Origin of the sequence: Parafannyhessea sp. LCP19S3_B1 (assembly GCF_052121955.1) — a bacterium.
Taxonomy (GTDB): domain Bacteria; phylum Actinomycetota; class Coriobacteriia; order Coriobacteriales; family Atopobiaceae; genus Parafannyhessea.
Genome location: NZ_JBQKDH010000003.1, coordinates 86798 through 99167, shown reverse-complemented (window position 1 = coordinate 99167; position 12370 = coordinate 86798). Strand labels below are relative to the sequence as shown.

At 65.3% G+C, this 12370-nt stretch carries 9 protein-coding genes; 6 read left to right on the top strand and 3 right to left on the bottom strand.

All coding sequences use genetic code 11. From position 1 onward, the window contains the following. Positions 1-10: 10 nt before the first annotated feature. The 3 genes from ACTQWE_RS02145 to ACTQWE_RS02135 all read right to left on the bottom strand — a co-directional run bounded on the left by ACTQWE_RS02145 (position 11) and on the right by ACTQWE_RS02135 (position 4014). On the bottom strand, positions 11-1492 hold the full coding sequence (locus tag ACTQWE_RS02145; RefSeq protein ID WP_170104047.1) for an amino acid permease: 1482 nt from the start codon (positions 1490-1492) through the stop codon (positions 11-13). A 154-nt stretch (positions 1493-1646) separates the two neighbouring features. Then, entirely contained in the window at positions 1647-2642 is a 996-nt protein-coding gene (gene argF / locus ACTQWE_RS02140) for an ornithine carbamoyltransferase (protein ID WP_170104045.1), read from the bottom strand. A gap of 118 nt (positions 2643-2760) precedes the next feature. After that, entirely contained in the window at positions 2761-4014 is a 1254-nt protein-coding gene (locus ACTQWE_RS02135) for an arginine deiminase (protein WP_170104043.1), read from the bottom strand. 609 nt (positions 4015-4623) lie between these two features. Here ACTQWE_RS02135 and ppk1 point away from each other — a divergent pair. From ppk1 to ACTQWE_RS02105, 6 genes are all read left to right on the top strand, one after another. Then, on the top strand, positions 4624-7431 hold the full coding sequence (gene ppk1 / locus ACTQWE_RS02130; protein ID WP_441855444.1) for a polyphosphate kinase 1: 2808 nt from the start codon (positions 4624-4626) through the stop codon (positions 7429-7431). Between the two features lie 86 nt (positions 7432-7517). Then, positions 7518-8834, top strand: a complete 1317-nt coding sequence (gene rlmD, locus ACTQWE_RS02125) for a 23S rRNA (uracil(1939)-C(5))-methyltransferase RlmD (protein WP_170104170.1) — start codon at positions 7518-7520, stop codon at positions 8832-8834. Positions 8835-8966: 132 nt separating this feature from the next. Next, the gene (locus tag ACTQWE_RS02120) at positions 8967-9152 is read left to right on the top strand and encodes a ferredoxin (RefSeq protein ID WP_170104040.1); all 186 of its coding nucleotides are present in this window, start codon (positions 8967-8969) and stop codon (positions 9150-9152) included. 118 nt (positions 9153-9270) lie between these two features. Further along, positions 9271-9900: a Maf family protein gene (locus ACTQWE_RS02115; protein ID WP_441855447.1), complete on the top strand. Its 630-nt coding sequence runs from the start codon at positions 9271-9273 to the stop codon at positions 9898-9900. Next, the gene (locus tag ACTQWE_RS02110; RefSeq protein WP_441855449.1) at positions 9885-10901 is read left to right on the top strand and encodes a P1 family peptidase; all 1017 of its coding nucleotides are present in this window, start codon (positions 9885-9887) and stop codon (positions 10899-10901) included. The genes ACTQWE_RS02115 and ACTQWE_RS02110 overlap by 16 nt, the downstream gene beginning before the upstream one ends. 173 nt (positions 10902-11074) lie before the next feature. Continuing rightward, the gene (locus tag ACTQWE_RS02105; protein WP_441855451.1) at positions 11075-12187 is read left to right on the top strand and encodes a glycosyltransferase family 8 protein; all 1113 of its coding nucleotides are present in this window, start codon (positions 11075-11077) and stop codon (positions 12185-12187) included. Positions 12188-12370: the final 183 nt, after the last annotated feature.

Genomic DNA, 12370 nt, shown 5'->3' with positions numbered 1-12370 from the left:
TGCCCTTCGCCTAGAAGACGGGGATGATGCCCACGGCGGTGAGGGGAATCGAGATGATGCCGGCAATGGCGATCACGACGGCGAGGACGACCTCGCTCTTCACGATGCCGCTGCCCTCGGCGTCACGAGCCTGCTTGTAGAAGAAGAAGCCGGGAATGTAGCCCAGGCAGGCAAGCAGCAGGAAGCCCCAGCCCGTGAACAGGACGCCGACGACCTGGAACAGCAGCGCGAGCACGCCGATGACCATCTGGCCCGTGTCGTTGTTGGCCTTTGCGAGCTTCACCTGGTAGGCGGCGGCATATGCCCACGTGACGACGATGGTGACGGTGCACATCGAGATCGCGAAGGTGTAGGCGTCCGCGGCGAAGGTCGCGACGATGATGAAGATCTCGGTCAGGGCGCCGACGATGAGCAGCGAGTACTGCGGGGAGTTCTTCTTGTTCAGCTCGCCCCACTTCGCGGGCAGCTCGTGGTGGTCTGCCATCATCGAGGAGACCTCGGCGGGCAGCATGGTGAAGGACAGCCAGGAGCCCGCGACGGAGATGATGATCGCCCAGCTGATGAACGCGCCGCCGAAGCCGGGGAGCATGTGCTCGAACACAGTGATGGTGGCAGGCTTCGGGGCGGCGACGAGCTCCTTGTAGGGAAGCACGCCATACGGGATCACGGAAGCGCCGATGTAGAGGACGAGAAGAACGACGAGGCCGAGGATGGTGGCAGAGCCGACCTCGGACTTCTTCTTCGCGCGGTTGCTCATGACGGACGCGCCCTCGATGCCGATGAAGACCCACATCATGACGAGGATGCACTGGGTGACCTGGTGCGCGACGGAGCCAAGGCCCGTCTTGTTAGCGGCCATGATCACTGCGTTGCGCTGCGCGGTGCCCCAGAAGTCGGCGGTGAAGACGCCGGCGTTGAAGCTCACGACGGCGAAGACGATGAAGAGAAGGATGGCGGCGCACTTGACGACCATGACGACCGCGTTGAGGAACGCGGCGGACTCGACGCCGTTGATGACCAGGAAGGTGATGGCCCAGAGGAGCACGGAGACGACCACGACGCCGACGACGGCGGGGTTGCCGGTCTGCGGGTTGGAGAACACGCCGGGCAGAAGGCCGCCAAGGCAGTACTTGGAGCCGAGGACCTGGGCGATCATCGTGGCGAAGCCGACGTTGCCAAGCCATGCGGACAGCCAGTATCCCCAGCCGCTGATGAAGCCGTGGAACGGGCCAAAGCCCTCCTCGGCGTAGGCGCACACACCGTCGAGCTCAGGGCGCTTGGAGCCGACGTATGCGAGCGCGAGGGCCAGGAACAGGAAGCCGAGGCCGCACACGAGCCACGCCACGAGCGCGGCGCCGGGGGACGCGACGTTGGCGAGCTGTCCGGTCAAGGCGAAGACGCCGGAGCCGATGCAGGACGAGACGACCATGCCGACGAGGCCGAAGAAGCTTACGCCGTTAGGGTTGTCGACCTTTGCGTTATCGTTTGCCATGAAAATCCTCCCTTTATGTAAGGGACACCCATAAAACAACATATTTAATAAATTGTTTTATAGTTTCGAACATTAAAAATACAATTTGTAACCGAGGCATCAAAAGAGCCTCCGCGGTCAAGCCGCGGAGGCTCAACAGTATGCTACGACCTGACTACTTCAGGGTCGCGTACATGACGGCCTTGATGGTGTGCATACGGTTCTCGGCCTCGTCGAAGACCTTGGAGGCACGGGACTCGAAGACCTCGTTCGTGACCTCCATCTCGGTGATGCCGAACTTCTCGGCGACCTCGGCACCCTTCTTGGTGTTGGTGTCGTGGAAGGAGGGCAGGCAGTGCAGGAAGATGCAGTCGTCGTGGGCCTGGCTCATGACGTCGGAGGTGACGCGGTACGGCTCCATCAGAGGGATGCGCTTCTTGTAGAGCTCGTCCGGCTCGCCCATGGAGACCCAGATGTCGGTGTAGATCGCGTCGGCATCCTTGACGCCCTCGTGGACGTCCTCGGTCAGCTTGACGGTGGAGCCGTTCTGGGCCGCGATGGCCTCGCACTCCTTGACCAGGTCGGCGGAAGGCATGTTCTCCTTGGGGCCGCAGGCGACGAAGTTGACGCCGAGCTTGGCGCAGACGACCATGAGGGAGTTGCCGACGTTGTTGCCAGCGTCGCCCATGAACGTGAGCTGACGGCCCTTGATGTCGTTGTTGAAGTTCTCCTTCATGGTGAGGATGTCAGCGAGCATCTGGGTGGGGTGGAACTCGTTGGTCAGGCCGTTCCAGACGGGGACGCCGGCGTACTTGGCGAGCTCCTCGACCTTGGACTGCTCGAAGCCACGGTACTCGATGCCGTCGAACATGCGGCCGAGGACGCGGGCGGTATCGGCGATGGACTCCTTGTGGCCCATCTGGGAGCCGCTGGGGTCAAGGTAGGTGCAGCCCATGCCGAGGTCATAGGCGCCGACCTCGAAGGAGCAGCGGGTACGAGTGGAGGTCTTCTCGAAGAGAAGGGCCACGTTCTTGCCCTCGAGGTAACGGTGGGGAACGCCGGCGCGCTTCATGTTCTTGAAGTCGGTGGAGAGGTCCAGGAGGTAGTTGATCTCCTCGGGAGTGAAGTCCAGAAGCTTCAGGAAGTGACGGCCACGAAGATTGACGCCCATGTTGTTCCTTTCTATATCTGCACCCCAACGCACTTTTTGGTGGGTATGCAGTCTGACTAAACGTACTAATGCCGGGGACGCCGAGGCGTCCCCGGTCTAGCCAAAGGTTAGCTAGGACTTAGATGTCCTCACGCTCGAACGGCATGCTCATGCAGCGGGGGCCGCCACGACCACGGGACAGCTCTGCGGACGGCACGACGATGAGGTCGAGGCCCTCCTTGTACAGAACGTCGTTGGTGACGGAGTTGCGCTGGTAGACGCAGATCTTGCCAGGTGCGACAGCCAGGGTGTTGGAGCCGTCGTTCCACTGCTCGCGCGCAGCCGCAACGGGGTCGCCGCCACCGCACTTGATGAGCTTGATGGCGTCGACGCCGGTGGCCTTCTCGAGGATGTGCTCGAGGGTGTCGTTGAGCTCCTCGATCTTGACCTCGCCCTCGGCAGCGCCCTTGGTGAGCCTGAAGACCTGCAGGGTGCCCATGATGCCCGGGTGGATGGTGAACTTGTCAACATCGATCTGGGTGAACACGGTGTCGAGGTGCATGAAGGCACGGGACACGGGGATGTTGAAGGCGTAGATATCGGTGATCTCGCACTTCTCGGCGTTGTCGCCCCAGAACATGTTCTGGGCGAGGGCGTCGATGGCGGCAGCCTGGGTGCGCTGCGAGATGCCGATTGCGAGGGTGTGGGCGTTGATGTTCAGGACGTCGCCACCCTCGGTGTGGAACGCGCTGTCACGACGGTACCAGAGCGGAGCGTCCTTGTAATCGGGGTGATCGCGGAAGATGTACTTGCCGAGCAGCGTCTCGCGGTTGCGCGTGACAGAGAACATGTGGTTCAGGTTCACACCACGGCCGACGACCGCGAACGGGTCGCGGGTGAAGTAGGTGTTCGGCATCGGGTCGACGAGAAGATCGGTCTCGCCGTCCTGGTCGGTACCGACGAGCTCGGACAGGGTGCTGCTGGACCTGACGGGCAGGTCGATCTCGTTCTTGCGGAGACCGGCGATGCACTTGTCGACGAAGGCCTTCGTGTCCTTGATGGAGTCCATGTACTCCTTGACGGCGGCACGAGCCTCCTTGCCCTTGAGACCAGACTCGTTCAGCCACTGCTGCGTGAACTCCTCGCGGGAGCCTGCGGCATCGAGAGCCTCGGCAACGAGCTTCTCAAGGTAGAGAACCTCGACGCCCTGCTCGCGGAGCAGCTCGGCGAACTTGTCGTGCTCGGCCTGTGCGACCTCCAGGAAGGGGATGTCGTCGAACAGAAGGCGCTCGAGGTCGTCCGGGGTGAGGTTCAGGAGCTCCTCGCCGGGGCGGTGAAGGCAAACCTTCTTCAGGGGACCGATCTCGCTGTGGACGTAGAGTCCGTTAGCCATGTCCTCCCACTCCTTTCGCGTCGGGTAAACCCGACTAACGAGATGAATAAGACGCTGCAATCGCTACGTGCTACCAAACCAGCGAGCTGACTCGGAAACTGGCGTCGAACTTGCAGCTCCAACAATAACGCCAAAACCAACTATATCCAATAACTTTTTTCGAAATAGGCAAAGTTTTTCTTGTTGGGGGAACGGTAGCAAAGCGCCCCCAAACGGTTCATTTGGTTTGGTTGAGTTGAGTTTACGCTGTCTTTACCTGCATATTTCTAGATTCCTATCGTGCACTATTAGAAACTACCCGCGCAAAAGAGCGTAATCAGCCCAGTGACTCAAACGCGTTATTGACAGCATTAATATACTATCAAAATGAGCTTATATTCACTATTACGACAACACCATATATGCGGGGAAAACGAATCGCCACGCGTACGCTGTCCCCCACGCGGGAAGTCCCGTGGACGCTATGTCGTCCCGCGGTTACGTCTGCGTAATGATTGGCCGACGAGCGACGCCGTGCCCGTTCGAGCGATAAAATCTAATACCTACACCAGCCGCGCGCCATGCCCTTGGCACGCGGAGGCCAAGGCGACTCGGGACGGACGGAAGGCAATGGGAAAGAAGAAGAATAAGGACAAGGCGACGGCCGCGGACTCCACGACCGACTTTGAGCACACCGAGGCGGCCCTCGAGAAGCGGGCCGCGAAGTACGTGAGCGCGAAGGATCAGAAGGACGCCCATGCGAAGGCCCGGGACTTCTCGTATACGCAGAACAGGGAGGTCAGCTGGCTACGCTTCGACAACCGCGTGCTGGACGAGGCGTTCGACGAGACCGTTCCCCTGTTCGAGCGGCTGAAGTTCGTCTCCATCTTCGGGAGCAACCTCGACGAGTGGTTCATGATCAGGATCGGCGGCCTGAGCGACCTGACGCTGCTCAAGCACCAGCCGCGCGAGAACAAGTCGAACCAGACGCCGTCCGAGCAGATCGACACCGTGCTCGGGATGCTGCCGGACCTCATCGCGCGGCAGGGGCGCGCGTTCGCCTCGATCGAGAGGAGCCTTGCCGAGCACGGCCTCACGCGCGTCGCGAGCGAGGACCTGACGGATGCGGACAGGGCGCAGATCAAGCGCACGTACGACCTGTCCATCGCACCGATCATATCTCCCATGATCATCGACCCCAGACACCCCTTCCCCAACCTCCGCAACGGCAACCTGTACGTGACGTGCGCGCTTGACGGGGAGGACGAGAAGGGCCTTCTGGGCATCGTGGAGGTCCCCACCTCGCTCGGGCGCGTCATCAAGCTCCCCTCGACGGAGCGCGAGTATCGCTACATCCTGATGGAGGACGCGATGCTCGAGATGCTGAGCGGCTGCTTTGGCGACTATGCCCCCACCGCCTCCGCCGTGATCCGCGTGACGAGAAACGCGGACATCGACCCCGACGGCGAAGGCGTCGAGGAGGAGGAGGACTACCGCCAGCACATGAAGAAGGTGCTGAAGCGCAGGCAGCGCCTGCAGCCGGTGCGCCTGGAGGTCGAGGGCTACCTCCCCGAGGAGCAGCTGACGGAGGTTCGGGAGCGGCTCGGCCTCACGAGCAAGCGCGTGTTCCAGACCGACATGCCGCTCGACTTGGACGGCTACGTGTACGGGCTCGAGGGAAAGATCCCAGAGGCCTTCCGCCCCGCCCTCGTCTTCGACCCGTTCGTACCGCAGGTCTCGCCCATGGTGGACGCCTCGCGTCCGATGCGGCCGCAGGTGGAGGACCACGACGTTCTTCTCACCTATCCCTACGAGAGCATGTCCCCCCTGCTGCAGCTGCTGCGCGAGGCCTCCGGCGACGACGCGTGCATTTCCATCAAGATCACGCTGTACCGCGTCGCGAAGCGCTCGAAGCTCTGCGAGAGCCTCATAGCCGCGTCCGAGAACGGCAAGGAGGTCACCGTCCTGATGGAGCTGCGCGCCCGCTTTGACGAGGCGAACAACATCGAGTGGGCGGACAGGCTGGAGCAGGCGGGCTGCACGGTGATCTACGGGCAGGAGGGCTTCAAGGTCCACTCCAAGATCTGCCAGATCACGTACCACGACGAGTCTGGCATCAGCAGGATCACCTGCCTGGGCACCGGAAACTTCAACGAGAAGACGGCGAAGCTCTACTCTGACTTCATGCTGCTCACGGCGCACAGGGGCATCGCGGAGGACGGCAACACGTTCTTCAGGAACCTGTCGCTTGGCAACCTGAAGGGCAGCTACAGCTACCTGGGCGTCGCACCGTCCGGCCTGAAGCCGCTGGTGATGCGTGGCCTGAACCGTGAGATCGGCCGTGCGCGCGCCGGCGAGCCCGCGCAGGTGTTCATGAAGATGAACTCCCTCACGGACCGTGACGTTATCGACAAGATTTCCGAGGCGTGCTGTGCCGGCGTGCGCGTTATGCTGGTGATTCGCGGCATCTGCTGCATCAAGGCGGACATCCCGCACAAGACGGAGGGTCTCATCGCCCACCAGATCGTGGGGCGCTTCCTGGAGCACGCGCGCGTGTACGCGTTTGGCGTGGACACGGACATCCTGTACCTCTCCAGCGCGGACATGATGACCCGCAACACCGAGCGCCGCGTCGAGATCGCGTACCCCGTGCTCGACCCCGCGTGCAAGGAGCGCGTGATCGAGTTCGTGAACCTACAGCTTGCAGACAACGTGAAGGCACGCAGGCTCACGCGCGAGGGCACGTGGGAGAAGCTGGCGCCCGCGGCGGACGAACCCCGGATCGACGCGCAGGAGCTGCTGCTTGCCAAGGCGTACCTCCAGACCGAGGAGTACGCGGACGCCGCGGTGGACGCGTCGCTCGTGGCAAAGGCGAACCCCATGCTCGAGGCGGACGCGAGCCAGACGCTGCAGGCGCTGCCGCGCATAGGCCGCTACGAGGTGGATGTGGACGGCGAGCCGCAGGTCAGGACACGCATCGTGACGCCAAGGGAGTTCGTGCGCGAAGAGCGCCAGATACTGGGCATCGGCGGCGAGTCGCACGCCGAGCCCGCGCCGACCGCAGGCGAGGCCCCCGCGCCGGCTACGCCCACGGCTCCCAAGCACATGAGCTCGGCCGAGAAGGACGAGGCGCCCTCCCCCGCGGAGGCCGCCCCCAACGACGAGCACGTGCCGGCCGCGGCCCCGGAGGTCCCGGCGGCAAGCGAGCCGAAGCCCGAGGGCAAGCCGGCGCCGCAGCCCGAGTCCAAGCCGCAGCCCGCGCCCGTGGACGCCCGCGTAATCGAGGAAGAGCCGCCCTCCGAGCGCACGTCCCGCGGCGACGCCCAGACCACGTCCATCGAGATCCGCAGGCCCAACCGCTTCGCAGTCGCCCTCAAGCTCATCGGGCTCGGCTTTGCGGAGCTCTTTACCGGAAACCTCACGCGAAGGAGTCGTTAGTGCCCACGCACCATAACCACCACGGCGGCAGCGCCCGCCAAAGGCCCATCGCACCACAGCGGGCGCCCCGCCCGCAGGACGGGCCCCTGCTCACCCTCAAGATAGAGAGGCTCGCCTACGGGGCGGACGCCATCGCCCACACGGACGAGGGCAAGACCGTCTTCGTCCAGGGCGGCGTCCCGGGCGACACCGTGGAGGCGGCCCTCGTGCAGGACGGACCGTCCTTCTCGAAGGCGCGCGTGACGCGCGTGCTGGACCCGTCGGCCGACCGCGTGCAGTCGCCGTGCCCGTTCGCGGGCGTCTGCGGCGGCTGCCCGTGGGCGTCCGTCTCGTACCAGGCTCAGCTCGCGGCAAAGCGCGACAACGTGGTAGACGCCCTCACGCGCATCGGCCACTTCGACGCAGACCGCGCCCGTCAGCTCGTGGCGCCGTGCGTCCAGCCTGGCGAGCCGTGGGGCTACCGCAACAAGATCGAGCTCGCGTTCGAGCGCCGTGGCCAGCGAGCCGTTATCGGCATGCACGATGCCGGCGGCACGGGGGTGGTCAGGGTGGACCGCTGCCTGCTGCTCGAGTCACGCCACCAGAAGCTCGCGAAGGCCGTGTCCGGCGCCCTCTCGTACCTGTCGAACTCGCACGGGCTCGACATCGACCGCGTGGGCATCCGCGCCTCCAGGCGCACGCGCGACGTCGAGGTGGCGCTCTGGACGGAGCCGGGGGCGTTCCCGCGCGCCCAGGCCGCGAAGATCCTGGGCGACGCAACCTCGGCCACGTCCATCGTGCGCGTGCTCACCAAGGGCCCGAAGAAGGCGCGCCGCGTCGTGGGCGTGGAGCGCCTCTCGGGCGCGGGCAGCTGGACGGAGCTCATCGGCGACGAGCGCATGACCGTTTCCGCCCCCTCGTTCTTCCAGGTGAACACGAAGGGCGCCGAGAAGCTCGTGGACCTCGTGCTCGCAGGCCTAGAGCCAGGTGAGTCGGACGTCGCGATGGACCTCTATTCCGGCGCCGGGACGTTCACGCTGCCGCTCGCGCGCAGGACCTCGTGGGTGGACGCCGTCGAGTCCTACGGACCCGCCGTGCGCGACCTCAGGCGCAACCTCGAGCGCGCCGGCCTCGACAACGCCGACCCCGTGGGCGGTGACGCCGACCGCGAGTTCCCGGATTCCGACGCGGACGTGATCGTGGTGGACCCGCCGCGCGCCGGCCTTGCCCAGGACGTGGTGCGCAAGCTATCCGGTCAGCCCGCTCGCGCCATCGCGTACGTCTCGTGCGACCCCGCGACGCTCGCGCGCGACCTCTCGCGCTTCGAGCAGGAAGGCGCGTTCGCGGTTCAATCCGTCACGCCCGTGGACCTGTTCCCGCAGACGTACCACGTTGAGGACGTAACCATCCTGCGCAGACGCTGAGGCACGGAGCCTGCCGCCGCTGGCCGAAAAATAAATATGAGATTGGGGGTAGAACTCGAACGCCCTTTAGAGTAAAAAAGTCATGTAACCCACTTGGGTATGGGACCCAAGGGTCTAGGAGAGGAATTCACCATGAAGGCTACTGTGAGCGAAGAGTGCATCGGCTGCGGCCTCTGCGAGAGCACGTGTGACGCCGTCTTCAGCATCGGCGACGAGGGCGTCGCCGTCGCCATCGACGAGGACATCCCCGAGGAGTACGAGGATGCCGCCAAGGAGGCCGAGGAGGGCTGCCCCGTCGGCGCCATCACCGTCGAGTAGCCTCGGGCACGTCGCACAGCGATTCGCCTAGAATGTTGGGGTCGCCCTCGGGCGGCCCCGTTTTTGTGCGACGCATGCCGCGCGCCCGCGTGCGCAGTCGTCGCCGGAAAGGAACGCCATGATCCTGGCATCTGGCTCGCCCCGCAGGCTCGAGCTGCTACGGCAGATGGGCTTCTCGCCCGTCGTGCGCCCCGCGAACATCGACGAGACCCCGCGTCCCAGCGAGTCTCCCACCGACCTCGTGCTGCGCCTTGCGCGCCAGAAGGCGCGCGCATGCGAGAAGGGCCTGCCCGACAAGCTCCTGGGCCAGGTCGTCATCGCGGCGGACACCACGGTGTGGATAGACGACCTGGAGCTGGGAAAGCCCCACGACGACGAGGACGCGCGCGCCATGCTGACGCGCCTGTCCGGAAGGACGCACCACGTCTCGACGGGCGTGTGCATGCTGGCGCCCGCGGGCGAGACCTCGTTCGTGGAGACGAGCTCCGTCACGTTCTTCGAGCTTTCGCCCGACCAGATCGACGCGTACGTCCAAAGCGGCGAGCCGCGCGACAAGGCGGGCTCGTACGGCATACAGGGGCGCGGCCGGCTGCTCGTGAGCGGGATCGAGGGGGACTACTTCAACATCGTGGGGCTCCCCGTGGCGCGTCTTGCGCGAGAGCTGGACGCGCTTGTGGGAGAGGGCGCGGGAGGCGAGGCGTCCGTCGTATGCGGCGCGCTGAGAGGAGAGCCATGTCTGGGCAGGTAGGATCGGGAGTCGTGACATCGGGCGGCGAGTGCCGCGGGCCCCTTGGGGGCGTCGCGCAGATAGACGGCGTGTACGCCGCGAGCGTCACGAACGAGGGGGCCGGCACGGGCTGCACCGTGATCGTGTGCCCACGGGGCGCCACGGGCGCTGTGGACGTGCGCGGAGGGGCGCCCGCCTCGCGCGAGACTGACCTGCTGAGGCCGGAGGAGACCGTGGACGTGCTGCATGCCGTGGTGCTGTCCGGCGGCAGCGCGTTTGGGCTTTCAGCCTCGTGCGGCGTCGCGGAGGAGCTGGAGCGGCGCGGCATAGGGGTGGACGTGGGCGTGGGCAGGGTGCCGATCGTATCCTCCGCGTGCCTGTTCGACCTTGCGTGCGGCGCCCCCGACGTGCGGCCCACGGCCGCGGACGGGGCACGTGCTGCCGCCCTGGCGCTGGACGGCCCGCACGGGCCCCTCGCGTGCGGCAACCACGGCGCCGGCACGGGGTGCACCGTCGGCAAGTTCCTGGGGCCCGAGCGCGCGATGAAGTCCGGCCTGGGTGAGCACGTGGAGCGTGCGGGAAAGCTCGTGTGCGGCGCCGTCGCTGCCGTGAACGCCCTGGGAAACGTCGTGGACCCCGCGACCGGCGCCCCCGTGGCAGGCGCTCTTGCCCAGGACGGGCGCTCGATCGCGGTCGATGCGGACCCGATCGCCGCCGTTGCGGCCGCCGCGCCGTGGCTGAGGTCGAACACGACCATCAGCTGCGTGGTGACGAACGCCCGCCTGACGAAGGCGCAGGCCACGAAGGTGGCCCAGATGTCCGCGGACGCGTACGCGCACGCCATAAGGCCCACGCACACCACGAACGACGGCGACACCGTGTTCGTGATGGCGACGGGCTCGGTCGAGGCGCCCGTGGACGCGGTAGGCATGCTCGCCGTGAGGGCCCTCGAGGGGGCCATCGTACGCGGTGCCCGCGAGGCACGCTCCGCGTACGGCTTCACCGCGGCCTGCGACCTCTGACGCCACAGAGGGACCGCGCCCTTCTCGCCCACGGCGCGTATCGTGTTACCTATCGGCAATCTGCGGTGCGAGCGGGGGCCGCGTTTTGCGCTCTGATACACTCACGTTGTCACATCAGCAACTTGTCTCGCCCGCGCCGGCGCCCAAGCCAGCTCAGGCACCTATGGGGTTTTATGCCTACCAGCTCATCGTCTGAACCCGGCATGCTCACCAGGCTCTCGTGCACCGTCGAGGAGATGGGCCTCGCCCTCGACGACGTGGTCATCCTGCTTGCATGCAACGAGTACTTCGTGCCGTACACCGCGGTGACCATCCAGTCCATCGTCGAGCACATGTCGCCGGAGCGCCACTACGACATCGTGGTGCTCACGCGCGACCTGACGCAGCGCACCATCGACTCCCTTGTGGGGCACCTCCCCTACCCCAACATGTCGCTTGGCTTCCTGAACCCGGAGGTCGCACTCAAGGGCACGAAGCTCCCCCACCACGGCCACTTCAGGCCCGAGACGTTCTTCCGCCTGCTGGCGCCGTGGCTCCTTCCCAACGTGAAGAAGGCCGTGTACCTAGACAGCGACCTCGTGGCGCTCACGGACGTGGCGGAGCTGTTTGACACGGACGTCGAGGGCTGCCTCCTGGGGGCCACGCGCGACGCGGACACCGTTGGCATGATGCTGGGCTACGACGGCACCGTCGGGCCGTACCTCGAGAACGAGATCAAGCTCACGGACCCCATGCAGTACTTCCAGGCGGGCGTGCTCGTGATGAACCTCGAGGCGTTCCGCTACGCGTTCACGGTCGCGGACATGCTGAGCCTGTCGACCGTCCACGTGTGGCGCTGGCTGGACCAGGACATCCTGAACATGCTGGCCGACGGCAACTACGTCCGCGTGGACATGCGCTGGAACACCCTGATGGACTGGAAGGGCATAAGGCGCGAGAAGATCATCGCCCAGGCCCCGGAGGAGCTCCGCGAGCAGTACGAGGCCGCGCGGCAGGACCCCGCCATCGTGCACTACGCCGGGCCGGACGACCGCCCGTGGGACTACCCCGACTGCGACATGGGTGCCTACTTCTGGGACTATGCCAAGAGGAGCGCGTTTGCCGACGTGCTGGAGGAGCGCCTGCAGCAGTCCCAGACCACCGTCGCGGGCAAGCTCGACCGCGCGAAGGTGAGCGTCATCTTCAAGGGCATCATGCCTCTGGTGGACAAGACCTTTCCCCCTGGCACGAAGCGCCGCACGAAGCTCATCAAGGGCTACGTCGCGATCGGCGGCGACCTGGGATAGCGGCCATGCGCGACGTGCGGGCCTGAGGGGCGCGACGCAGTCCCGAATGGCGCGACGCGGCTCGCCCAATTCGCATATCGCGATATGCGAATTGGGTCACTTGTGCCTCTAGCTGCGAAAACGTAAAAGGGGACCTTGTCGCAAATCGCGATTTGCGACAAGGTCCCCTTTGTGCGCGCCATT